The 26,299-nt window shown below is 37.3% G+C and carries 22 protein-coding genes; 5 read left to right on the top strand and 17 right to left on the bottom strand.

The features are described from left to right. Nucleotides 1-89: 89 nt before the first annotated feature. From FEZ33_RS05860 to FEZ33_RS05900, 9 genes are all read right to left on the bottom strand, one after another. Complete coding sequence (locus FEZ33_RS05860; RefSeq protein ID WP_138404473.1) at nt 90-1,997, bottom strand: DUF2207 domain-containing protein; 1,908 nt, start codon at nt 1,995-1,997, stop codon at nt 90-92. A 360-nt stretch (nt 1,998-2,357) separates the two neighbouring features. Beyond that, nucleotides 2,358-3,191 (bottom strand): two-component system regulatory protein YycI, encoded by an 834-nt coding sequence (locus FEZ33_RS05865; protein WP_138404474.1) that lies wholly within the window; start codon nt 3,189-3,191, stop codon nt 2,358-2,360. After that, nucleotides 3,191-4,600: a two-component system activity regulator YycH gene (gene yycH / locus FEZ33_RS05870; RefSeq protein WP_235888779.1), complete on the bottom strand. Its 1,410-nt coding sequence runs from the start codon at nt 4,598-4,600 to the stop codon at nt 3,191-3,193. The genes FEZ33_RS05865 and yycH overlap by 1 nt, the downstream gene beginning before the upstream one ends. Before the next feature lie 3 nt (nt 4,601-4,603). Beyond that, the gene (gene walK / locus FEZ33_RS05875) at nt 4,604-6,457 is read right to left on the bottom strand and encodes a cell wall metabolism sensor histidine kinase WalK (protein ID WP_138404476.1); all 1,854 of its coding nucleotides are present in this window, start codon (nt 6,455-6,457) and stop codon (nt 4,604-4,606) included. Between the two features lie 257 nt (nt 6,458-6,714). Continuing rightward, nucleotides 6,715-7,419 carry a response regulator YycF gene (gene yycF / locus FEZ33_RS05880; protein ID WP_138404477.1) on the bottom strand — a complete coding sequence of 235 codons (705 nt, stop codon included), beginning with the start codon at nt 7,417-7,419 and terminating at the stop codon, nt 6,715-6,717. A gap of 235 nt (nt 7,420-7,654) precedes the next feature. Beyond that, on the bottom strand, nt 7,655-9,031 hold the full coding sequence (locus tag FEZ33_RS05885) for a L,D-transpeptidase family protein (protein ID WP_138404478.1): 1,377 nt from the start codon (nt 9,029-9,031) through the stop codon (nt 7,655-7,657). 100 nt (nt 9,032-9,131) lie between these two features. Next, nucleotides 9,132-9,977, bottom strand: a complete 846-nt coding sequence (locus FEZ33_RS05890) for a Cof-type HAD-IIB family hydrolase (protein ID WP_138404479.1) — start codon at nt 9,975-9,977, stop codon at nt 9,132-9,134. After that, nucleotides 9,978-10,649 carry an O-methyltransferase gene (locus FEZ33_RS05895; RefSeq protein WP_138404480.1) on the bottom strand — a complete coding sequence of 224 codons (672 nt, stop codon included), beginning with the start codon at nt 10,647-10,649 and terminating at the stop codon, nt 9,978-9,980. 108 nt (nt 10,650-10,757) lie between these two features. After that, entirely contained in the window at nt 10,758-12,167 is a 1,410-nt protein-coding gene (locus FEZ33_RS05900) for a hemolysin family protein (protein ID WP_138404481.1), read from the bottom strand. A 414-nt stretch (nt 12,168-12,581) separates the two neighbouring features. Between FEZ33_RS05900 and cbpA the strand changes: the two genes are divergently transcribed. Beyond that, on the top strand, nt 12,582-13,214 hold the full coding sequence (cbpA, locus tag FEZ33_RS05905) for a cyclic di-AMP binding protein CbpA (RefSeq protein ID WP_171031298.1): 633 nt from the start codon (nt 12,582-12,584) through the stop codon (nt 13,212-13,214). Between the two features lie 277 nt (nt 13,215-13,491). Here the strand turns inward: cbpA and FEZ33_RS05910 are convergent, their stop codons facing one another. From FEZ33_RS05910 to FEZ33_RS05945, 8 genes are all read right to left on the bottom strand, one after another. Next, nucleotides 13,492-14,124 (bottom strand): MBL fold metallo-hydrolase, encoded by a 633-nt coding sequence (locus FEZ33_RS05910; RefSeq protein ID WP_138404483.1) that lies wholly within the window; start codon nt 14,122-14,124, stop codon nt 13,492-13,494. A 21-nt stretch (nt 14,125-14,145) separates the two neighbouring features. Then, complete coding sequence (gene alr / locus FEZ33_RS05915) at nt 14,146-15,300, bottom strand: alanine racemase (protein WP_138404484.1); 1,155 nt, start codon at nt 15,298-15,300, stop codon at nt 14,146-14,148. Then, nucleotides 15,300-15,710 (bottom strand): holo-ACP synthase, encoded by a 411-nt coding sequence (gene acpS / locus FEZ33_RS05920; protein WP_138404485.1) that lies wholly within the window; start codon nt 15,708-15,710, stop codon nt 15,300-15,302. The genes alr and acpS overlap by 1 nt, the downstream gene beginning before the upstream one ends. A 259-nt stretch (nt 15,711-15,969) precedes the next feature. Further along, nucleotides 15,970-17,481: a degradosome RNA helicase CshA gene (gene cshA, locus FEZ33_RS05925; RefSeq protein ID WP_138404486.1), complete on the bottom strand. Its 1,512-nt coding sequence runs from the start codon at nt 17,479-17,481 to the stop codon at nt 15,970-15,972. A gap of 177 nt (nt 17,482-17,658) precedes the next feature. Then, nucleotides 17,659-19,065, bottom strand: coding sequence for a UDP-N-acetylmuramoyl-tripeptide--D-alanyl-D-alanine ligase (locus tag FEZ33_RS05930; RefSeq protein WP_138404487.1), 1,407 nt, complete (start codon nt 19,063-19,065; stop codon nt 17,659-17,661). A gap of 114 nt (nt 19,066-19,179) precedes the next feature. Further along, nucleotides 19,180-20,265, bottom strand: a complete 1,086-nt coding sequence (locus FEZ33_RS05935; RefSeq protein WP_138404488.1) for a D-alanine--D-alanine ligase — start codon at nt 20,263-20,265, stop codon at nt 19,180-19,182. A 168-nt stretch (nt 20,266-20,433) separates the two neighbouring features. Continuing rightward, complete coding sequence (locus tag FEZ33_RS05940) at nt 20,434-21,246, bottom strand: hypothetical protein (protein WP_138404489.1); 813 nt, start codon at nt 21,244-21,246, stop codon at nt 20,434-20,436. A gap of 402 nt (nt 21,247-21,648) precedes the next feature. After that, entirely contained in the window at nt 21,649-22,209 is a 561-nt protein-coding gene (locus tag FEZ33_RS05945; protein WP_171031299.1) for a LemA family protein, read from the bottom strand. Between the two features lie 245 nt (nt 22,210-22,454). On the opposite strand from FEZ33_RS05945, the gene FEZ33_RS05950 reads away from it, so the two are divergent. The 4 genes from FEZ33_RS05950 to FEZ33_RS12980 form a co-directional block, all read left to right on the top strand. Further along, complete coding sequence (locus FEZ33_RS05950) at nt 22,455-23,321, top strand: VOC family protein (RefSeq protein WP_138404490.1); 867 nt, start codon at nt 22,455-22,457, stop codon at nt 23,319-23,321. Between the two features lie 86 nt (nt 23,322-23,407). Further along, nucleotides 23,408-24,352: a VOC family protein gene (locus FEZ33_RS05955; RefSeq protein WP_138404491.1), complete on the top strand. Its 945-nt coding sequence runs from the start codon at nt 23,408-23,410 to the stop codon at nt 24,350-24,352. 204 nt (nt 24,353-24,556) lie between these two features. After that, a complete protein-coding gene (locus FEZ33_RS05960) occupies nt 24,557-26,044 on the top strand; it encodes a hypothetical protein (protein ID WP_138404492.1) in 1,488 nt (495 codons plus the stop codon). A gap of 143 nt (nt 26,045-26,187) precedes the next feature. Further along, nucleotides 26,188-26,299, top strand: a 112-nt coding sequence (locus FEZ33_RS12980) for a helix-turn-helix domain-containing protein (RefSeq protein WP_138404493.1), incomplete at its 3' end; no start/stop codon positions are given.

Consider the following 26,299-nt stretch of genomic DNA (forward strand, 5'->3'; position numbering starts at 1 on the left):
CATTACAACTCGAGATTGGCAATGCTTATTGCTCACAAAAAAACATCTATCAAGCAAAATGTGCCTGATAGATGTTTGGCTAGTTTGGTTTAGAAACCACCGGTTCCCCCACCGCCACCTGATCCTCCAGATGACCCACTAGAGAAGCCACCACCAAAACCTCCCGTATTCGACCCAGAGTATTTGCTTTGTGCTGGAGCGCTACTTGTCACGGATTGGCTAATCGATGGTCTGACAACTTGGTTAATCCAGTAAGGGTTACTGTAGATAACCATTGGCATTGCCATCTGACTTAATTCTTCCATACCATATTCTTTATTCATGGCTTCAATCACTTTATCTGCCACATCTAAGGAAATCGCATAAACTAAAAACTCTTCCCAGAGAGGCAGTGAAGCAACTTCACGCATATTGAAATTCCCTATATCATCTAACATATTCGCAAAGCCTTTCCATTCTTTAATCATCTTATCTTGTTCGTAAGTGCGAATAGGTCGAAGTGTCGTCAATAATAAGATGACAATGGCTAAGATCAAATTCACTGCGAAAGCTAGTAAAATCGGCATAATATGTTCTTGTAGTGGTGAATCTAAAGTTAAAAATAGTAAAACAAATAACATAATCACACTTGCAATAACAGCTAGAACAGCGTAACCAACGGAATTATTATATTCTTTGGGTTGATTTCTAACTTGTTCACCTTTGACTTCAACGTAATTAGCAAACTGTGTCCATTTACGGTATTTTTGCTTTTTCGCATTACGATTACTTTGAATATCTTCTTCGATTTGACTGAGTGTTGTCGGTTCATTGTTTGGAAGTAAGTATTCATAAACATAGCGTTCATGCTTTTGTAAATCAAATAAGTCAGCTTCTTCTTCAGCCGGCGATACACGAATGGTTGACGCGCTTTTGCGTTTTAAAAGACCGCGTTTTTCTCGACTGACTTCTTCTACTTTGATATATCCTTTACGGGCTAAATCAATAATTGTTGCCGAGAAGTCATCCGCAATTGGCTTATCACGTAAAACCGCTGTTGCCATAATCGCTGGCGTTAACTCTTCTGGTAAAGAATAGACATGTTCTGGGATATGCGCTGGCTTTGGATTTAGTTTACGATGATTACGGAAGTAATACACCCAAGCAAAGATAGTCACGAGTGGGAAGCCAATTAAAGCTAAGATGACCCACAACCAACGGCGTTGTTGTGAACTTTCATGCGCCTCTCTATCTGCTTCGACGGTTGCTTCAGATTGCTCAATAATCTCATCTTTCATATTTGCTTGAACGATATTTTGGTTATTTGGTGTTAATGCGATTGGGAAGATTGCATTAACTTCCACGAATTGATTTGGTGGATTGTCTGGCACTGTGATATCGATGTAACTTTGATCGCCTTCAGTGACCGGCTGAATTTCTCCGTTATAAGGTCCATAACCCCACGCTCGGAAATCATCTGGGTTTGAGACACTTCCGGGTAAGTAAATTCTTGCATCGACCGCAAAGTCATCGTCTGTATTTTCCGGAACGATCTTGCGGTTAATCTCGGCAGTGTCATTATAGTTAGTAATTAATTCTTCTAGTGTGTATTCGAATACAAAATGCACCGTCTCGTCCTCTGCTGGATTAAATACTTGTAGTCTAAAAATCTGACCATTATCGGATACTTTAAACGTTCCAGGTGCTTCGTTAAAACTTTCATTGAGGTAATTAATATCGCCGGTTTCTTCATCTAAAATCCCAACACGATATTCAGTTAGATTGTAACCCCCATAATCGATATTGTGGTAAGCTCCATTCATATAATCGACATCGAATGTGTAGATTTCTTTAAAAGACACATCGCCATCCGACGAAATTTGTCCTGTAATATCTGCTTCTGTTATATCAAAACTAATATCCTGGGCACTCACGGTTGAAATTGTCATCAGCGGCACAAGAATAAAGAGCGAGAGTAACAAGCTCAATATATTTCGGCTCAAACGATTTAAATTCATTTGGCTCACCTAACTTTCCATTCATTATAATAGCATTTTACCATGTATAGGATGCATTCGCACACTAAAGCATGAATTACTTTTTAAAGACTTCTTTTTGAACATGTGTTACGGGTAATTATTTAAAAAGTTTATCTACTCAAGACAAACCAATCACCCATTTGGCGCGAGTTACGTCTACTCAAGACAAACCGAACTCCCATTTGGCGCGAGTTACGTCAATTCAAGACAAACCGATCACCCATTTGACCTGAGTTGCGTCAACTCAAGACAAACCGAACAGCCATTTGGCGCGAGTTGCATTTTAAATCACGATCCCCAAAAAAACCGCTCCACCACAATAGTGGCGAACGGCTCTTACTAATTAAATTGCTTCCGGTTAACTGTATTTCCTCGAATACTATCGACTAATAAAGTAAAGCGGCCATTCGGATTGTCATACACGATTTGCCAGGCAGGTGAATAGACGTTTAAGCCGTCTAATTGCGTCTGGCGGTAATAAACTAATATCGAATAATGAATTACCGAACCGTCTGGGATTAAAGTTTCCACACGACGATCAATAATTTCTAAAGCTTCACGTTCGGATAAGATGGTCCGGTCTCGGTCAAGCTCTGTAACATTGCTTTGGAAAGTTTGCGTATAACCAGTCATCATAAAGTTTTCATCCAAATTAATTCGGATTTCTGCTGTACCATCCACAATCGGACGCCCGTCAAAGGCGGTCATTCGAGCATAGATGACTTGTTCTGAATTAACATACCAAATATTTCGGTAAACATCTCCAGAGATAAATAAGGCTGGGTTCTCCAAAAAGTCTTGAAGGGCTTGCCGTTGTTCATTTGAAAAACCCGTTGTTTCAGCTGTTAAGCCGAGTCCTAAATCCATCGGTTCTGATAAAGTCCCAGTCAGCATGCCTTCTTGATTCACAGATACATCTTCGATTTCAAGTTGTGAAATATTTTCAGCAAGATGATTATTAGTCTCTGATACGACGAATGGGAGTTGATATTTTTCAGTCGATAATTCATCAAAAGTAACGCCACGATTTGATAGATTTTCTTCAATGGATAACTCAATCTGTTCAGTTGGTAAACTGGTTACTTCAGCTCGATTAAACAACATGAATAGTAAGTAAATATCGAATACTAGAAAGAAAAACACTAATACGATTTGAATGCGTTTAAAGTCCACTAGTCAGCTCCCCCTTCACCAAGTACTTGAGTATTCCAAATATCCACAAAGTCGTCGCTTTGAATTTCTTCTAAAGTATAGTGCTCACCGTTTAATTGGAAGAACCAAGTCGGAATGAGCTCTGCTTTTCTAAACATTTCCATATCTTCTTGCCATTCATAAGCCATAAAGATATCTTCAAAGCCATTCACTGTATAACCTCGTTCTTGAAGCACTGCTAAAATTTCTTCATGATTCATCAATTCATACTCTTGTGAAGCCGTGTCGATATGCGTATAAAAAGTCAACATCGGTTGGTGGTATCGGAAGATATCCCCACTCAAATCGCCACGCATCTGAACGGAGTTCGCTCCATAATCAGGCATGTTTGAGCTTGTTAAGATGGGTAAATCATTGTAGTAACGTCTAAAAGTAATGAAGTTATTCTCTTGATGGAATAGACGAATATCGCCTTCCCAATACTCAAATTGTTGCACCATACTAAAGGCATTACGGAATTTCTCAACAGTCGTTCTTGGCTCACCCGGATCTGCCCGGCTGATTGTTAAGTCAAACTGCTGAGTCGTTCGGTTCACATCTAGTGTATTAATATAGTTTTGATAACGGAATACTTCGTCATCATCACTATTTGCTACTTCAGTCGTATTAAAGCCAGTATTATCAAACAAATCACTGACATGAAGATTTTCTGGCAATACATCCAGGGTAAAGAGTTGCGACTGTAAGTTTACATTATTGACTGGCAGGTAAATTGGCTTATATGCGCCTTGATAACGAACCACTTCAAGCAAATCTGAGTTCTCTAAAGTAATAGCATTACGCAATTCATCTTTTCTTAAATTCGATGATAATTCTGCTTCAATCACACGTTCTGTCTTAGAATCAATTAAGTAAACTCCACGCTCTTCTTGCGAAGTCAGCGGAATAATAATTCGATCAATTAAAATATCTGTCGGTATCTCGTCTTCAATGGATAATACTCGCGTGTATGCTCCTAAGGGAATACGCGTCGGTAATTCCATCTGCAGATGATCAACATCTAATAAATTATTAAGTAACTGCGGATCTTCCATATATGACACATTATCAACTGAGATGGGTCTACTTTCAATTAAAGAACGCAATGTGTTGATAGTTGCTTCATCACGAATGAAGTAAGACTGTTGGCCTAATCGAATAATATACTCATCTGAAGAGACAACATCTTGAAAACTTAATCGCGTGGGTGAGTAGTAATTAGCAGTTGGTTGAATGGTTTCAGTCGCTATCTCTTCGTCTGTCGGAGCTGATTCATTACCAATAATACTTTCAAATGTGTTGATATCATAAAGAATAAAGTATGAGAATAAGAAACTAATCGCAACTAATATAACGAGCACGACTGTGATCCCCGTATTTTGTTTTCTCATCAATTAATCCCACTCCCCATCTAGCTCGGTGAATTCGGTATAAGGTAATTCAAAGATAAAGGTTGAGCCTTCACCTTCAACACTATCTACCCAAATTGAACCGCCATGTAATTCGATAACCTCTTTAGAAATCGCAAGGCCGAGTCCACTACCACCTTGTTCACGAGACCGCGCCTTATCAACGCGGTAGAAACGATCAAATAATTTCTCAGCGTCTTGCTTAGAAATTCCTAACCCTTCATCGGTGATACGTACAATGACACTGCGGTGGTTATCTTCAATTTTAACTGTAATGGTTCCCCCATCGGGTGAATATTTCACGGCATTATTTAAGATATTATCAATCACCTGAGTCATTCGGTCCTGGTCAACATCGACATAGATATCCCGTGTTGTAAATTCACGCACAAAATTATAGTTCCCTGCATTTGAATCCGATTCTAAAGTGAAAACTAACCGGTCTATGATATGGTTAATAATCCGTTTCAAATCAACGTAGTCGGTCTGAAGTGTAATTTGGCCACCATCCATCTTAGATAAATCCAGTAAGTTTGCGATCATCCGAATCATACGATTACTTTCTGATTGAATGACTTCTAAAAATTGCGGCGCAATCTTCTCGTCACGCCAAGCACCATCAGATAGGGCTTCACTATAACTTTTAATACTGGTTAAAGGTGTACGCAATTCGTGCGACACATTTGATACGAAATCGCGTTGTTCTTGTTCGGTCTTCTCTTGTTCTGTGACGTCTGTTAACACACACACAACTCCAGTAACAAAGCCGGTTTCTCGACGAATAATCGAGAATTCACCTTTTAAAATCGAATCCACACCTTTATCAGTGTGTTTAATCATGACTTCAGTATCTTTTTGTAGTAATCCTTTTAAAGCAATTTGCGATTCGATATTTAATAATCTTAAAATCGAATGACCAATCGCTTGTTCTTGACGAATATTTAACAATTGCAAGGCACGGTCATTTACTAATAGGACGCGTCCTCGTTGATCTGTCCCAATCACACCATCGGTCATGTGACGAAGAATTCCGTCTAAACGTTGTCTTTCTGACTCGGTCGATTCTTGGGCATCTTTTACTTTGACGGCTAACTCATTAATGGTCATCGTTAACTCACCCAACTCGTCATAACCGTACACTTCGGCCGGGTAATTATAGACTCCTTCCGAAATACGCAAGGCTTGTTGTCGCATATTCTCTATCGGACGAGTTAAACCTTGACTTAAGACAAAGGAAATCAATAAAGCGACTCCTACGGCTAAAATCGAGGACTGGAGAAATAGGTCAATAATATTATTATTCTGACTATAAATTTGCTCCATATTAGCCTCAATGACTAACACTCCGAGTAACGTCGTTTGCGTTGTTCCAAAGATAGGTTTAATTAATTTGTAAATCGGTGCATCTGTTTCTGGATCTGTATACTCACTGCGTAATTCATTCTGATAGAGTAAGACATTGCGCGCATCAGCATCTGTTGTTTGGTTCCCAATCGAACTTTGATCTAAACCCTGATTCGTCGCAATGATCGTTTGCGCATTATTAATCACCTCAAGACGCGCAGGCGCCGTTGAGCTAAAGGTTTCTAAAGTTTGACGCAATTGGTTGAGTACACTTTGTGACTCTTGGTCCGAATTCGATAATATCGGTGTAATATTATTCGCTAAAAAGTCCGCTTGCGTATTGATTTGTACTTTAAAATTATCTACTGTTTGTGTCTCTAACTGATCAATAAAGATAACTCCGATAAATTGGAAAGTAATCACTAAGATAAATACAAATAGTAAGGGTATTTTAAAGTATATTGATTGGAAAAAGCGAAAAGGTCTTTGCTTCATCGTCGTATCTGCTCCAATCTTTCTAAATTTTTAAGTCCTGAACACAATAATAACATGTTGGTGTCTCCTTAATTCAAACATTTTAATTCTAAAAAACATATAGACTCAGTTTATTGATTTTTAACTATAATTACAAGCTAGAATCTCATTTAATTTGCTTTGAATCAAGAACATTGTGTTCTTACTATATATACAAGAAGTGCCTGCTACGCGAAGGAATCCTTCTGCATATAGCAGGCACTTTATCATGTATTTAATTATTCTTGTTCTGGATTTTTTAAAAAGTATCCAACACCACGACGGGTAATAATATACGTCGGGTGACTCGGTTGATCTTCGATTTTCTCACGTAATCGTCTAATTGTTACGTCTACTGTACGGACATCCCCAAAATAATCATAGCCCCAGACTGTTTCTAGTAAATGTTCACGGGTCATGACTTGTCCAATATGTTTCGCTAAGTAGTGAAGTAATTCAAACTCACGATGTGTCAGTTCTATTTCTCTACCTAATTTTGATGCAATGTAAGCATCTTGGTGAACAATTAATTCGCCTACTTTGATTTCATTGGCATTATTTTCATCTTCATCAACTTCTTTTAATGCGTTACGACGTAGGTTCGCTTTTACACGAGCCATTAGTTCGCGGTTAGAGAATGGTTTCGTTACATAGTCGTCAGCACCTAATTCCAGACCGAGTACTTTATCAATCTCAGAATCTTTTGCCGTTAACATAATAATCGGCACAGCACTTTCTTTTCTAATTTCTCGACACACTTCCAAGCCATCTTTTTTAGGTAACATTAAATCTAAAATAACGAGGTCAGGTTTTGTTTCTTTAAATTTTTCGATTGCATCTTCGCCATCAAAACTTGTGACAATTTCATAACCTTCGTTTGATAAATTAAATGTAATGATATCCGAGATTGGCTTCTCATCGTCGACAACAAGTATCTTCTTCATATAGTTTTCTTCCTCCTTACATAAAGGATTAATATTTAGGATAGTCAAATATTAATTAAATATATATCGTATTAATTATACAGTTTTATTAAATATAGTCAAAATTGCCACAATAAATTAAGGTTTTCTTAATTATTTATGATTAAATAAGAAATGCAAAGTAGTCGAATATTTCATTCCCCTACTTTGCATATTAACCTAATTTTTTCAAAAAGTCATTTTTAAGCCCTTAAGATTAATGGATAAGGATGGGCATACCTTCGTATGCATGAGCAAAAACATCTGCCATCACATCAGGTGGTGTATTAATACATCCAAGTGATCCTGATACTTGATAAGTGTTTCCACCAAAGTTACTTTGCCAACCAGCATCATGGATACCTTGACCAGTATCATCAAATGGTAACCAGTAATTTACGGGTTGTACATAATCACGCTCTGTACGAGGGTTATATCCTTTTAATTCTGAGTCTTCTTCTTTATCCCAGATTGAGTAAGCACCTGGCACAGTATCTGTTCCGATTTGCCCTGTTACAATTGGTGTTTCAACTACGATTTGTCCATCAACATAAACCCACATTGTCTGGTGGTCAACACTGACTTCAACGTAGCTATCCCCAATATCATTGCCTCCAGTATTGTAACCCGTCCCCACAATAGTTGGTTGACGTGATACATTCTCGCCAGCTTGTAAATCAGCTAAAATGTTTTGCGTTTCTGATTCACGGTCAATGGACCAACCTAATGTTCCGGGTTCAACCGTTACTTCACCTTCTGAAGTACTTTGGAATTGACGCGGTTTGTCATAAGTTGCGTATTCATCGTTTAATGTTCCAAGATATTCGTAAATTAATTCTTGGTCATAAACAATCTCGTTATTTGAATCAAAGTAAATCCACTCTTCAATTGTTTCTTGAGGAATTGTGACATTGTTTCCAGCAATTTCTAGATTAATTTCAGTGTTTTTAGCTGTTTCAATTTGTTCCATGACTGAATCAATTTTTTCGTCATGGCTTGATACTTCAGGTTCTAAGTAAGCTGAATTAATTTCGATTGATTCTTCACCATTTTGAACACCGTTCATAATTAATTCTTGAACTTTATCAATATCTAATTGATTTCCTTCTTCCGCTTCAGTAACGTAGTAACCTTGCGCTTCAGTATATTCAATCGTTGCATCTTGAGCCGCTGTACGGTCTTCATTACTTAAACCTAGATCCGCTAATTGTTTGTTTAATTTTTGCTCGTCTAAATTCATTGTTTCCATTAAGCCACCATCATGGTTTTCAGATTGGAAGTAACCTGTAATCCACTCATTTGGGTTTTGGCTATTGTAAGTTTTTGTTAAAACTTCACCCGTTTGTAATTCTGGTTCCAATTCACCTAATTGAATCGAACCAACTTCTTGGCCGTTCTCAGTAATTTGGAAAGTTTTGCTGTAGATATCCTCTTGAATTTTTTCTTCCGCTTCAGGGAGTGTTAAATTACTAATGTCAACACTTCCAAAAGTTGTATTTGCTTGGAATTTCTCAGCATAATATCCGATACCTGCACTATATGCCACAATTATGATGACTAGTACCGATACCACAGAGATAATTAGTTTTTTCATTTGTTCACCTCAAAAAATTTAATATTCGTTCTTTTAAATAACAAGACCTCATTCAAATATATATTTTAGCATGTAAATGTGAATAAAGTATAAATATTACTTAACTATTGTGTGGCGGTTGTGTGACAAATTTTCTAATCGCGTGTGCGACTCCATTCTCATTATTCGTTAAAGTCAGCTCATCGGCCACTCTTTTTACTTCTGGATGGCCATTTTCCATTGCGACTCCTAAACCAGCCATTTTAACCATTTCGTAATCATTTAATTCATCTCCTATGGTCATAATGTCTTCAGCTTTAATATCTAATAGTTGGATTAAAGCATTTAGACCATTAGCTTTATTCGCTAATTTAGGAATAAATTCAATTGCAACGGGTAAAGAGCGGACAATATGAACTTGTTCATATAATTCATTAGGAATTTTTTCTAAATAATCATCGATAAATTCAACTCCACCAAAGACAACAATTTTATAGAGTGTCTCTAAGTTTAGAACTTCTTCGAATTTTGCCAATGTAATATCAGTACTTAGCGTTTTAGCGTCTTGTACAACCGTTGGATTCGCTGTCTCATCATCAACTAAATACAGCTTATCTGGATCAAAGGCAACCATTTGAACTTCTTCACTTCGGTACTCTTTAAAGATATCATAAATTGCTTGACGGTCTCCTTCAGTTAAGATTGTTTCATGAACAATATTTAAGTCAGGTAACTGATGGATAACTGCCCCATTTTGTAAGATTAAATATTCATCGCCATCCCCTTGTGGCAATTGTTTAGACAAATATTGAATACTCGGTAGCGTACGTCCTGTACAAATAACGACTTGAACACCTTGTTCAATCGCCTCTTTAATCGCGTCTACATTTTCTTGCGACAAAGATTTGTCATCTCTTAGTAAAGTCCCATCTAAATCAATTGCTACGAGTTGAATATCACGTGTCATTTATGCTGCTTCCTTTCTGACCATTAAAAGGCCATCGCCAAGTGGAACAAGTGTTGAACGGTTTGATTTATCATTTAATATAGTATCAAACAATTCATTTAATTTACGATGAATTTTTCTAACGCGTTTTGGAATTTCTGCTTCATCATCTAATACTGTGCCACCTTGAAATACATCGTCAATAATTAATACGCCACCTTGACGAAGTAGACGCATACATTCAGGATAAAATTCGATATATTTCGCTTTGGCACTATCCATAAAGATTAAATCATATGAACCTTCTAAGGTCGGTAAGACATCCGCTGCGTCCCCTTCAATTAAAGTAATGCGATCTTCTAGACCCAACTTTTTAAAGTTTTCTTTGGCACGTTCATACATTTTTTCATAGCGGTCAATGGTCGTTAAATGCCCATCTGCTTGTAAATGCTGTGCCATTAAACTTGCTGAGAAGCCGATGGCTGTTCCGATTTCTAGAACTTGACTTGGTTGCATGGTTGCAGTAAAGAAATCAAGAAACTTCGCTGTTTCGTGCGGTACAATCGGAATGCCTAATTCATTCGCATAAGCTTCAATCTCACCAAGTCCTCCCTCAAAGTCAAGTTGGCCTTCACGCATAAAGTCAACAACTTTTTGCATCACGATTGGGCGGTGCATCATTTCGTTTAACATGTTATTACTCCTCTATTCAATATTCTCCAGAAAAAAACGAACTTTGGCGCTTGATCAGTCCTAGCTGGCCGACTCAAAGAGTACCGAAAGTTCGTTAGACATACTTGATTATTGGTCACTCTCTACAGAGTCTAAGTCCAATAATTCTTCTACTGTTATATCACTCGCATCTGCAGTGACGTCATGGTATAAGTTATAATCACTCGAAATTTTGTGATCGTCATCATATTCCACGTGGATTCCACGAATTCGACCGTTATCAATATGACTTGTCGTAATCACATAATCACTTGCTCTTAGAACAATTCGCTCGTCATCGTCTGGCACATAGCCTAGATGATAAATAATCAGACCAGCAATTGTATCTACTTCATCATTTTCTAATTCAACATCAAAATACTGATTAAATTTATCAATTGGTAAAATACCATTCACATAATAATTGTTATCATCGATTTTACGTATGTCACCTGCTGTTGAGATATCTGTCTCATCTTCGATATCCCCAACAATCTCTTCTAACACGTCTTCTAATGTAACAATCCCTTCAACCCCACCATACTCATCTCGCAGTATAGCCAAGTGAGTTTCTTCACGTCGGAATTCAACTAATAAATCATCAACAAAGACTGTGGATGGTACAAATAGTGGCTCACTTGATATATCAAGAATATCAATATTATCAAAACCAACTGTTCGTGCGTGTTTCAATAAATTCTTCATATGAACAACACCCACAACATTATCTTTTTCACCTTCATAGATAGGAATTCGTGAGTAAGGTGTATCTAGCAACGCTTCAATATTCTCATCGTAGTCATCTTCAATATCAACCATGATTGTATCCGTACGTGGCACCATGATTTCTCTAGCCATCTTATCATCTAAAGATAGAACACCTTGAAGCATTGAAAATTCAGCTAAATCAATAGAACCTTCTTTTCGACTTTCAGCCATTAACACTTTCATCTCATCACGAGTGAATTTTTCATCATTCTCCGAGAAATCAAGAGGTGTTAGTCGCTGTAATAATCCAGTTGAAGCTGATAATAATGCAATAAAGGGACGGAAAATTTTCTGAATCGTTCCAATAATACCACTTGTACCCATGGCGATTTTTTCTGGCATTTGTAATGCCACTTGTTTTGGAAACAATTCACCGAACACTAAAGTAATATATGACAAAATTAACGTAACGACAACAATCGCAACTGTTACTGCTCCAGGAAATGTCGGTAGCAAAGCTGAGAATCTGTCAGCAAATGAAGTCGCTGCAGAGGCACTGGATAAGAATCCCGCTAAAGTGATCGCAACTTGAATAGTTGCTAAGAAATCATCAGAATTCTCTAATAATTCCAAAACCCTTTGAGCTTTCTTATTACCTTCTTCTGCTAATGCTTTCATTTTTGACTGGTTGACTGATACGAAGGCAATTTCACTTGCTGCGAAAAACGCGTTAATTGCCGTCAAGACTATAATTACTATGACTTGTGTCCACAAGGACCCCGAGGAACCCATTATTTTCTCTCCTTTTAATAATTCAATTTTTTTCTTTACTTATAAATATAAGAAAAAAACGAACAAATTGCAAGAAATAAACGATGAATTTATCCTGTCTTTCCCCCCTTTTTTTATGTAAGCAATTTTTATCAAGTTTAACCTTCATCTTCTTGTAAAATCAGTGTTCTTTTCTATTTTTTCCTGAATGAAATATGAATGATTTTTAACATATTTCTATTGCATAATAATTCTAATAAAAACTAGATAATTTTATGCATATATGTTAATATTATATGTTGTGCTAATGAGAAACGCAGATTTAACATTAATTTAATATTAAAAAACAATTAGAAATCTTTGCATTCTGAATCACATTTTGCTAATATGAATCTATCAAACTACAGTGAATTTTACTACAAGGAGTTTCGCTTTATGATAAAAAACCTCGTGCATCATAAAGACAATATTGTGACGATTAATGAAACAATGAATTGTCTCGACGCGATCGAAATTTTAGAGCAGCATTCTTTAAGAAATGCGCCGGTCGTCGATGCTACTAATACATTATACCGCGGTAATATTTACCGTTATCATATTTATAAATACAAATTTCATCACCCAGATGCTGATCTTGCGCAAGTAAAAGTGACTCAATTTCTTAAAAACACGACGCGAGTTGTTCACGAGAATGATACCTTTTACCAATTAATTTTTGAGATTCGTGATTTACCTTTTATTGCCGTATTAGATAAGGAAAATGTCTTTACAGGAGTCATCCAACACGATGTTATGATTAATTACTTAGCTCAAGCTTGGGTCGCAGACAAGTCAGGTTACGTTCTTGCTATTCAAACACGTGGGGAAAAAGGCGAGCTGAAAAAGTTAGCTCGACTTGTGAATCGTAAGGCAGATATTCAATCTGCCGTTACCTTTGAGAAAACGACCTATGATACGTCCACTTACTTAATGGTAACGCTACCAGAGTACTTGGATGTATCGTCAGTCCGTGCACTAGTTAATGACTTGACTCGCCGCAAATACGATGTCAATGTGGTTACGTTGTAGGATAGTGAAAATTTGAGAGAGCACTTGAGTTAGGTGGCTGTGCTGTTTGGCACGATTTTCGGCAACTCAAGACAAATGGATTAGCCGTTCGATTCTAATTGCACCAACTCAAGACAAATGAGTTTTCCGTTCGACTCTAGTTGCACGAACTCAAGTCAAATGGATCCCCCATTTGGCTCTAGTTCCACCCCAACTCATTCACTCATCACAAATTAAAAAGTGTCCAAAAATCTTCTCAGATTTTTGGACACTTTTTGCTTACGCATATTTAATTGTTCTAAGCTTTAAAGCCTTGTAAGAAAGGATTCGATTGGATTTCTTGTGACACAGTCGTTGGTCCACCATGCCCTGGGAACAAGACAAAGTCTCCAGGTAAAGTTAAGATATCACGGGCAATTCCAACTAATAACGTTTGTAAATCGCCACCAGGTGTATCTGTTCGACCAATCGAGCCGTTAAATACAGTGTCGCCACAAATCACAAAGCCATCTTCTTTGAATGTGTACACGACATGTCCGGGACTATGACCTGGAATCAACGCAATGTCAAAGGTAAATGATCCGACTGTATATTCTCCAAGTTCTGACCATAGATGATCCGCTGGACGGTTCACTACAACTGTACTTGGTTGCATATTACGGTTCGGAGTTTGGAATGTCTCCGATTCAATTTCGTGGACATATACTTCAATACCGAATTCGTCTCGCACTGAATCCACTGCTAAGACATGGTCAAAATGTGTATGAGTAATCAGAATCGCTTCGGGCTCCCAACCATTTTCCTTTATCCAAGCGATAATACGGTCTGCATCATCACCTGGATCAATAACCAATGCTTTGTTGACTTCATTATAGACGACATACGTATTTTCCTGAATTTGACCGACAACTAATTTTGCTACTTTTAACATAATTTTGCCTCCTAGAAAATTTTAATAAGAATCGTCTAAATAAACTCTTGTCACTCGAGGACCGATAGACGTTAGGATTTCATAACCAATCGTTCCAACTTCTTTTGCGATTGTTGACGCATGGTTTGTCCCTTTATAATCCGTTCCGATCAAAGTAACGTTTGTTCCAATAGGATATTCACGTGGTAAGCGAATCATTAATTGATCCATATTAATTGTCCCAACAATTGGGCAAGCATGGCCGTCAACATTTAAAGAAATCCCTTTATAGTGACGTAACCAACCATCCGCATAACCAATTGGAATTGTTCCAATCCACTCATCTTCACTTGCTTCATACGTAGCGCCATAGCTTACTTTAGAGCCTTTCTCTACTTTCTTCACATAGATTAATTCTGACACTAATTGTAAAGCTGGGCGCAATTCTTTAGTGATTGGATTATCTAAATCATCTTTAGGATCAATACCGTACATCGCAATCCCTAAACGCACAATATCGGTTGGATAATTCAAATGCCACATACCCATACCAGAGTTCGCTATATGACGCACTTTAACTTCTTCGGGAATGGCCTCAGTTAATTCCACCCACTTATTATATTGCTCTTCAATATATTCTTCTGGTCCACCACCGGCTGTTGAGAAGTGGGTAAAGACACCTTCCCAATTTGTCCAAGGATAGGCTTTAATGCCAGCTTTAAATGCTTCAATTTCCTCAACAGAGCGCAATCCAATCCGTCCCATACCTGTATCTAAAGCCAGATGGAACGTTAATTTAGATAGATTTAATAAACCAAGTTGGTTTGTCTCTTCTAATTGCTCATAAGCCAGTTTGAAGAAATCTAAATGACTCACAGTAATGGTCAAATTATAATGTAAAATTTCTGCGATACCACGCGGATCTGTTAGGCCTAATATAAGAATGGGCACTTGTGAGAATCCTTGGCTACGTAATTCAATACCTTCATCAACTGTCGCAACAGCTAATCCAGTTGCTCCAGCCTGAAGTGCTGCTCGAGCTATTGGCACAGCTCCGTGTCCGTAACCATTAGCTTTGACAGTGGCATAAATTTGTTGATTGTCTTTTAACTGACTTTCAACTAATTGAATATTGTGGCGAATCGCAGTTAAATCGACGATTGCTTGTGTGGGTCTATGGTCGCTATAATCTATCATTAATTTATCTCCTTCTTATTAGAAAAATACTCTTTTAATCTGTCTCTTAATGTATGTTCATCCAATTCAACAATCACGGTTGCTGTCGCATGAAAGCGTGAATGACTGATGGAAACTTTCGCTTCTGGGTGAGTAAAGGGTGCGTTCGTAATCACCGGCACACCGCGTTCGTCAGGCAATATGGTAATATCAGTGAACTTTAATTTACTCCCTACACCCGTTCCTAACGCTTTTCCATAGGCTTCTTTAGCACTAAATCGTCCCGCTAAAAAGCTGGCTTGCCTGACTTGCGAGTAATTATTGTAGATTTCCAACTCAAGTTCCGTCAGAATCTTTGCCGCAAAACGAGGCTGTCGCACCGAAGCTTCTACAATGCGTTCTATTTCTATTATATCTGTCCCTAATTGCATTCTAGTTCTCCCTTTGGAATTTATATATTTATCTCATTATACATTAAAAGCCGTATGAACATAGTGTCATACGGCTTCTGCAGCAAAATGCGTTAGCTTCCGCCATTGCTTTACTTATATTATTTATATATGTATTTTTTGGTTAAAAGTCAGCTTTTACTATATTAGAAAAGCTGAATAAAAGGATAAACTGTGTTTAGTTTATTCCGTTAAAATGAATTTGGTGCTTTTTTAACAAACATTTCATAGAATGTGCTAATTAGTCGTTTTTGGACTTGATTTTAAAGTTTTTGCTTTTACGATCAGAATTATTTCCTTGTTGTTTCCCTTTGTTACCTTGTTTGCCTTTGTAACCTTGTTTTCCACGGTTGTTTCCACCACGGTCATTACGGTTGTTACTACGGCGTCTGTTGTATTTTTTGTTGTTTTTAGATTTCTTTCCACCAGCATTTGGTAATGGTCTTTGTGGAGAAATAACAACCTCAACATCGTTATTTTCTGATAAAACTTCTTTTAATAAAGCCGAAACTAAATCATTTGCTTCGTAGTGCGCTAATAACATTTTCGCAGTGTTGCGGTGTTTGTTTGCTTCACTCGATTCTAAAATCTCATTAATTTGGTCAACTAATTGTTGAACTTGTCCGTGCTCTACTTCTTCTGATGTTGGCGGGCTTAATGGTTTCATTTGTTTACGAGTTAAGTTCTCGATTGTTTTTAAGTAAGACATTTCGTTGTGTGTAACGAATGATAATGACATGCCATCTTTACCAGCTCGTCCTGTACGTCCGATACGGTGAACGTAACTTTCTGGGTCTTGTGGAATATCATAGTTATAAACGTGTGTCACACCTGAGATATCTAAACCACGAGCTGCAACGTCAGTTGCCACTAAGATTTCAATGCGTCCTTGACGGAATTCGTTAATTACGCTTGAACGTTTTTGTTGTGTTACGTCACCGTGAATTAATTCTGAGTTGTAACCACGTAATGTTAAACCGCGTCCTACTTCATCAACACGTTTTTTTGTACGACAGAAGATGATGGCTTGCTCTGGATTTTGTACGTCCATGAAGCGTGTTAAGACATCGAATTTTTCGTTGTCTTTTAATTTAACAAAGTATTGTTCAATTAAATCAGCTGTCATTTCTTTCGCTTCAATCTTCACGTGAATTGCGTCAGTTAAGAATTGCTCTCCTAATTTTTTAATTGCAGCTGGCATTGTTGCTGAGAATAATAATGTTTGACGTGTTGCAGGAGTTTTTTCGATAATCGATTTAATATCATCGATGAATCCCATATTTAACATCTCATCTGCTTCGTCTAAGATGACTGTCTCGATGTCTTTTAAGTTTAAGACACGACGGTTAATTAAATCTAGAACACGTCCTGGTGTCCCAACGATGATTTGTGGGTGATTACGTTTGATACGTTCGATTTGTTTTTGAATGGATGTTCCACCGTATACAGTGAATACGCGTGCGCGAACATCTTTTCCTAAGCGGAAAATTTCTTCTTGAACTTGGATTGCAAGTTCACGAGTTGGTGCAATAACAATTCCTTGAATTCCTTTATTATTATTGTGGATTTTATTCAACATTGGAAGACCAAATGCAGCTGTTTTACCAGTACCAGTTTGAGCTTGACCAATAACGTCGCGTCCTTCTAGTGCATGTGGGATTGCTTGTTGTTGAATAGGTGTTGGTTCCTCGAACCCCATATCATCTAAAGTATGGATTAGTTCGGGTTTTAAATTAAATTCATTAAATTTCACTAAGGTATTACCTCTTTCTGTTTTGCCTGTTTGTTATATGTTTGTTTAAAAAGAAAAAACGCCTAGACACAACTCAGTATCAAGCAATGGGCATGTGTCATTAGGCGATGCTATGTAAATTTTCACTTTAACCTTTGTTAGTGTAACATGTTAATCCTTACGTCACAACTATTTTGTTTATGATTGCGTTTCCTTACTTGTTAAGTGTGTCACGATTTTTAATAAATCAACGCCGAAACTTGATTTAACTAAGACCATATCCTCTGAAGTAACCGTATTTTCAAGTTGTTCAATGAGTATTTGATGGCTTTCTGGTTCATAGATGAGATGTGTGTCATCATAAACTTCTTTTAATTCTTCGTATAAATATTGCATTTGCTCACCAAACAAGTAAACGACATCGATATTTTGCAGGTCAATATCTTTCGCAATCTCACGGTGGAATTGTTCACTGTGAGGACCTAATTCGCGAATATCTCCTAGGACAGCAATTTTACGACCGTTCTGTTTTGTTTGAAGTGTTGAATAAGCTTGTAATACTGCTCGCATCGATGTTGGGCTCGCATTATAGGCGTCATTTAATAGTTGAGCGCCATTCTTCATCTCTAGCCATTCTAAACGGTTCGCCGTTAATTTAAACTGAGACAATTGGAAGATCGCTTGCTCAATTGGAACATTAATGCTTTTAGCAATACTTAAAGCAATTAAGGCGTTTGATACGTTATACGCTCCCATAACCGGAATCATACATAGAACATTTTCGTCTAAGTTTGTTTTAAAGTAAGTTTTACTTTGTTCTTCAATTAATTCTTTCGCATAAACATCACTGGTCTCGTCAAAGCCGATACTTAGCGTATCAATGGATTTATTTAATTCTGGCATCTCACTTTGTATTAAAGGCTCGTCACCTGGATAAATAAATAGACCAGATTCTTTTAAGCCAGATAAAATTTCTAATTTGGCTTGAGCAATTCCTGCACGTGATCCTAAGAACTCTAAATGACTTTCGCCAATCAACGTGATGACTGCAATATCCGGTTGGGCAATTTCACTCAAAGCTTTAATTTCTCCGAAACCACTCATACCCATTTCACACACTACAACTTCAGTTGTTTCTGGCATTTGCAGTAACGTATAAGGTAAACCAATCTCATTATTATAGTTCCCTTGAGTTTTATGCACTTGGTATTTTGCCATGAGCGCGTTGGCTGTCATATCTTTGGTCGTTGTCTTTCCGTTACTTCCTGTAATTCCAATCACGATTGGGTCTAGAATGTCACGGTAGTATTTCGCTAAGGCTTGCATCGCTTCTAAAGTATCGTCTACAAAGATGCAGGTAATCTGTTCCGAAGGAGCCTCAGCTTGGTCTTTAGACCAAAAAGTTGCGATAGCACCATTCTCAATCGCTTTTTGGATATAGTCATGGCCGTCTGTCTTTCCACTAGTTAGCGGAACGAATAAGCTTCCTGAAGTTATTTGGCGGGAATCGAATTCTACGTTATTAATTTCAATGTCTCTATTTTCTGCGGTGTAGTCAATCGCATGTACTGCTTTAACTACATCCATTAATTTAATACTCTTCATGTTTCACCTACCACACATTTCTCGTTATTTATCATATCTAGTTAAATATATCATATTTTGTCCAAAATAAAATACGAATCACTATTGCAAAGCAAAATAATGATTCGTATTCGACTAAAAATCGACTTTTAATTGGCTATTTCTTTCATGGCGACGTAAGGCTAACTGGATTAATTCATCAATTAAATCACGTTGACTTAAGCCAGTACCTAACCATAAGTTCGGATACATACTGTATTGGGTAAAGCCTGGCATAGTATTGATTTCATTAATATAGATGTCTCCATTGTTTGTTAAGAAGAAATCTACTCGAGCTAAGCCCGAACAATCAATCGCACGATAGGCTGCAAGCGCGTATTCTTGAACTTGGCTAGCGATGTGGTTAGGAATTTCAGCTGGAATTTGCATCTCAACGGTATTATTGAGGTATTTCTCATCATAATTGTAAAAATCAGATTGCTTCACCAATTGTCCAATCACACTGACGTGCGCATCATCATTCCCTAAGACAGCCACTTCACACTCTTCTGCGCGAATTCCTTGCTCAACAACGATACGACGATCAAATTGTAAAGCCAATTCCACAGCTTCAACTAATTCACTGCTGTCAGTCACTCTTGATATCCCGACACTAGAACCTAAATTCGCTGGTTTAACAAATAATGGATATAACAAGCTACCTTCTGAACGCGCAATTAAGTCTTCTTTATCTGATTGCCATTCTCTTTGATCGAAAGCGATGTAAGGAACTTGCGGTAGTCCTGCACGTTCAAATAAGTTTTTACTGATAATTTTATCCATTCCAGCAGCACTTGCAGCTACGCCTGCTCCTACATATGGAAGATTTAGAATTTCTAAGAATCCTTGAATTGTTCCATCTTCTCCATTTGGTCCATGAAGAATTGGGAAGACAACTGTATCCTCTTCCGCAATATCACCAGGATTAATGTTAATACCGGTCGAAGAACCTTTTTCATTATCACACCAGGATTCTACTTGTGCGGAACTTAAGCGTAACTGTTCCGAGAACGCGCTTGGCTCTTCCAATAAAGGTCCCTTAATCCACTTCCCTTGGCGGGTAATATAGATAGGTTGAACTGTATATACATCGAACATAATTTGTTGCACGATATTATGTGCTGATAATATCGAAATATCATGCTCTGCGCTTTGTCCGCCATAAAGCATTGTGATTTTCATTGTCTAAACCTCCAATAGTAAACTCGTCTAATAGATAAAATTTTTTTAATTTTAACAATAGTAAATATACCATATTTCCACTGTAAAAATAATATTTTTTTCTATTCAATTCATAATACTATATATTAATTTATATAATGGAATAAAGCAAGTTACTATCTAAGCTTACTAAGCATCCACACTGCTTGATGGAACCCCTTGACTTCGTAATTCAAAATCATCGATGTCTTCAATAACTTCTAATTCTAACGTCCAGCGCTGTGCGTTCGTATCATAAACTAGAAAGCCAATGTGTTCTTTTGGTACTTGATCTTGCGTTAATAAGGTCAATTCGTCTTCGATAATATTTAATGGCACTTTCCAATACGTACCCGTTTGAATTGCTTGAACAAAGTTAATTTTTAATCCACGAGAGAATAGCGGAGCGATTTGCTCCACAACATTCAAGGGTAAAGGATTTACTTTTTCTTTTCGCATAAAAAAGAGTGAACGGGATTCATTCACTAACGCAACCATTCTAGCTTGGATAACTCTTTGAAAACGTGAATAGAAGTGTGAAACAAAGCGGTAAAAGACTTTCAGTAGGCCATTAGGTAACCTTAAAAATACGTAGTTGTTTTGAAGTTTATAGAAAAATGCTGACTTTAAGCCTTTATTTGCGTGGAACAAATATAAAATCTCAGCTATCTCATTGGCTGTTAATTGGTGCATGGATTCCATATTTTCAAAATCAATCCAATTTGACATTCGCAACTCTGCGTTGCTGCTAGCTTCGAAGTAGTTCGCTACTTCTGTTTTATTTCGTAAAACTTTGAAATTTGTTTGCGCGTCAAAACGTCCAACTTCAGGAGGTGCTTGAGCAAGTATTATATTATTCGGCATATACTGGAATTCAAAATCCTCAAGGACTAGATCAATACCTCGAGTCATAATATGGTTAGTAACAGAATCATAATGAACATATAAATTTACACGACTCACACTCGCATCCTCCTTTCTTCCAATTTAATTTCTTAACATAATATACTACATTCTACCCATTTTATTCATAAATTAATAGTGTTAAAACACGAGTTTATGTGACATTTATGTTACATATTTCCTTTATTAAACTCCCCTTATATTCCATGGCAGTTATATGAATCAGCACAATAATAACTAAGCATTATTATGCAATTATTTATTTACTATCCGAATTTAATAGTATCAAATGAGTATCTCATTGACATCTCTCCATAAAAATATTCTATAATAGTTAACAAGCAATTGCTAGAGATACGCCTACTGACCTTCGTATATCCATCTTAGCATGTTTGTATGAATTATTTAATAACAAAGAAACGACCTACCTTATTAGGTAAGTCGCATCATTTATAATGATTATTAAAATTGAACTTCTGGTACTTGGCGTGCTTCCTCTGGAGTTTCTAGTAAGCTTCGGCGATTAAAGCCATGAACATTTGCCACAATATTCGTCGGCACTGTTTCAACGGTTGTGTTATATTGGGTTGCAGTTGAGTTGTACAGTTGACGTGCCGTCGCAATTTGTTGCTCCGTTTTCTCAAGGGTTGATTGCAATTGTGTAAAGTTCGTATTCGCTTTTAAATCTGGATATTGCTCTGCGACAACTAATAGTCTTGATAGAGCTCCTGATAATTCATTAGACTTAGCATTAATTTCAGCTGGATCCGCATCACTTGGCAAGTTAATCAATTGTTGTCTTGCTTGAGTGACTGATTCTAAAGTTTCTCTTTCGTGACTCGCATAACCTTTTACCGTGTTCACTAAGTTTGGAATTAAATCGTTACGACGTTGTAGCTGTACATCGATTTGGCTAAATGATTCATCTACCCAGTTACGACGTTTAATTAAATTATTATAAATAAGTACCCAGATAATCGCGATGACCACGATAACGGCGATAATTATCCACATGATATTCATATATATATTCTCCTTCCAAGACATTTAATAGTTTCTACTATACATTATATTAAATAATTGATTCATTGTCGAAAATTATCCCCTATAGCTCGTTTTCCCTCTTAAAAAATAGACTTAATCGTCAATGTGTTCTTAAGTGTTGTTTATCTCGAATTCGTATTGATGTCTGCTTTTTATCATGATATCATCAAGTTGACGTTTGAATGATATTAAAGAAAAGCAACAACTGAAAGGAAGATACATATATGACAACCGAAGCAATTACACAATCAGCAACAACCATCCAAACAACTGGAATTGAATTAAACGCGTTAAAACCAACTGAATTAGCAAGTTTTTATGAGGAAAAAATCGGCTTAACTTTACTAAGCAAAGATGACGCTGGGAAAATCTATCACTTAGGAACACCAGACGGAACTGTACTTATCTCAATTTACCCAGCGACAACTGAAAAATCACAAAGAACGACTGGTTTATATCACTTAGCTTTATTATTACCAACACGCGGTGACTTAGGTGGTATGTTACGTCACTTACTAGAAAACCAAGTCAATGTTGAAGGTGCATCAGATCACGGGTACAGTGAGGCATTATACTTACCTGACCCAGAAGGAAACGGTATTGAAATATACGCTGATAAAGATAGAAGTGAATGGGACATTAAAGATAATGGCCTAATTGGTGGTATCGTTATCGCATTGGACGCTGAAGGCGTACTTTCATCACAAGAGGTGCCTTTCACCGGTATACCAAATGGAACAACGATGGGGCATATTCATTTACACGTAAATGATATTGAATCAACTTTAAGTTTCTATCATGAAGTGATGGGCTTAGGTCTTAAATTCATTATGAATGAAGCAGCTTTATTTATGGCTACACAAGACTACCACCATCATTTAGGTGCCAACCTTTGGAATGGTCATAATATCCCTGCTGCTCAAGACGCAACACAAGGTTTACGTAACTCTGTTTGGTCAGGTTCTGCGGAAGATTTAAAAGCGATTCAAGCAAAATTAACTGACATTGGACATGAATTTACTAAAGATGGCGAGACTCTTTACTTTAAAGATCCGGCCGGAACAGGTATTATCCTAAAAGTCATAAAATAGTAAAACATTGAAAGGTGTACTTGCTATGGCTTGTACGCCTATTATAGATGTTTATTAATTTACATATAATCGAAAGGATGACTACTTTGAAAAAGAACACACTGAAAACAATTATCGCTCTATTCCTACTTGCCCTTATCGCTAGTCCACTCACAGCCATGGCGCAAGAAGGTGCCACTTCTGACGCTGTTATTTATCCAGCTCGTTACCAACTTAACTCAATCGATTCTGTTAACTTAGCTGAATTTTATGAATATAACATGGGGATGACGATTCTAGAAGAAGCAGATGGGTATTACCGTTTAGGAACTTCGGATGAACGTACGTTACTTGAGATATTCCCGACAGATATCCCTCGTGGGGAAAGCTTATCAACAGGGCTATACCACACTGCTTTCCTATTCAATGACCGCAAATATTTGGGAAGTGCATTAAACCATCTCATGGAAACTCAGTCACCCATTGAAGGCTTTACTTATCACGGTGTCAGTGATGCGATTTATGCCGCTGATATTGAAGGTAACGGGATTGAATTATATTGGGACTATCCTGAAGAAGAATGGCCTCAAGGCGAAGGCGACAACTCTGTTGACATGTTAAACGAGCCACTTGATTATGTTGAAGTAATGGAATCGGCGACTGAGGAATTCACTCAATTAGATGAACGTACTAAAATTGGTCACTTCCATTTAGTCTCTGATGACTTTGACGCTGCAGGTGAGTTTTACAGTGATGTCTTTGGTTTAAATACGCAAAGTTATGTTGAAGGTGACTCATTCTTCCAAGCTTCTGGAAGATATCACCACCATATCGCAAATAATAATTGGTTCGCCGATCAAGGGATTACACAACCAGAAGAAGGCCAACAAGGACTTCGTGCAACGATTTGGGAAACTCAATCCGAAGATTTCTTTAATGAAGTGATCAGTAACTTAGATTCTTTAGGAGCTGATTATACTCTAGAGGATAATTCACTGAGCTTTAATGATGCCTCTGGTTTAGGTGTGATTGTTGAATTAGTTTCTGAATAAACATTGAGCGTAGAATATAAGGGATAGCCCCTTTGTTCTACGCTTTTTTGTTGGATAAAATATTTTATTGCATAAGGTTTTTAAATATTTTATAATGACTGCATTTGAAAACACGCTTGAAAGGAGGGTCAACCTATTAAACGAACACATTATTTATTCCGCTGGGGGACTGTCCTCGTATCTTTAGGTCTTTTAGTCTACGTAATGCTTCACTTTGCTTTTGCTAAACAAGGCTTTCATATTGATGAAATATACTCTTATGGTCTCAGCAACAGTTACTACAATCCCTTTCCAACTGCAATCAATGAATGGACGCCAAGTACGTATTATCAAAACTACTTGATGCCTAACCACGCAACAGCGTTCGAATATGGGTCGGTAATGTCTAATCAAGTCAATGACGTGCATCCACCGCTATATTATTTATTATTCCACACGATTGCCTCTTTTTGGCAAGGTGGCTTTTCACCGATGGTGGGCTTAACGCTTAATCTAGGGGCGCATATAGCGACAATGATTGTATTATTTTTCTCAATCTATTACTTAACGAAGAATTTTTATTTAAGTATCTTTGCTGGCTTGTTCTGGGGGTTGAGTATCGGTGGGTTAAGTTCGATGTTATTTATTCGGATGTATCATCTGATGGGCTTTTTCGTCATTAGTTTGTTATATCTACTTTTACGGTATAGCCGTTCTAATAAATCATATACGACAATTCTTTTGATACCTATATTTATCGCTACTTTATTGGGCGCTTTGACTCATTATTATTTCTATTTGTATGCCTTCTTTATTGTGGCGGTCGCATGTATTGGCCTTCTAATGATTAAGGAATTTAAAAAAGCAATTATACTGGGCGTTATAGAAGTAGGCGCAATTGGGGTTGCTTGGGGTATTTTCCCAGCGGTCTTTTCACATATTTTCGCTTCGAATCAAGGTGTTGAAGTATTAAATAATGCCAATAATGCGAATTTCACAGAGAATTTGAAATTATATTTAAGTTTTGTGCAAAAGGATTTACTTGCTGATGTGTCGCTACCAATCTTTATCGGTGTGTTAATTGGCTGTATTATTCTACTTTGTGTGCAAAGCAAGACCTTAATTAATCGAGTGACTTTCTTACAAATTGCAATGATTATTCTGCCTATGGGCTTATATATCTTTCTCGTTCAAGATTTATCTCATTATCATACCGCCCGCTACATTTACCCAATTTATTCAGTCGTCGCTGTGGCGGTTGTGTTAGTGATTTACTTTTCCCTGCGGGCGATTTTAAGTAAGCCTTGGAGTACTGCCATGACCATTCTTGGTTTAAGTTTAATCGTCTTACTTGGTTTCAAGCGTGAGACAGTTTACTTTCAATATTCAGATCAAGGGGCTTTAACACAAAGTATTCTTGAAAATCCCACCAATTCGGCGATGGTCTTCAGTGCTTCACGCTGGCAAATCGCAGAATACTCACCCCAACTCGCCTTACATGATGAGGTCTATCCTATGATACTGGAGTCGACAGACGCTAGTTACATGCCTGTGATGGAGGCGCATGACCTAGGTGAGCCTTTAGCGATTTATACTAATAGTACGCAACTTAAGCAAGAAGAGTTAATCCAATCAGTCTTAGAGAAGTATCAGTTAACTGATTACAAAGTATTGCATCAAACGAATGATTTAATTGTTTATTATTTTGAATAATATACACAATGCGAGTGGTCTACGGTTCACTCGTGTTTTTTTGTAAAGATGAATTGTAAAATTAAGTGCGACAAATAAAGAAACCCATAACAGGTTCGTGTAAAATGTTAGTAATGACAAAAACATAAACACGGAGGTCTGTTATGAGCTACACACATCTTACCATAGAGGAACGTTCAAAAATAGAAATACTCTATCAAGAAGGCTATAAAATTAATCGCATTGCTCAATTAATCGGGCGCCATCGGTCAACGA

The sequence above is a fragment of the Ruoffia tabacinasalis genome (genome assembly GCF_005864045.1).
Taxonomy (GTDB): domain Bacteria; phylum Bacillota; class Bacilli; order Lactobacillales; family Aerococcaceae; genus Ruoffia; species Ruoffia tabacinasalis.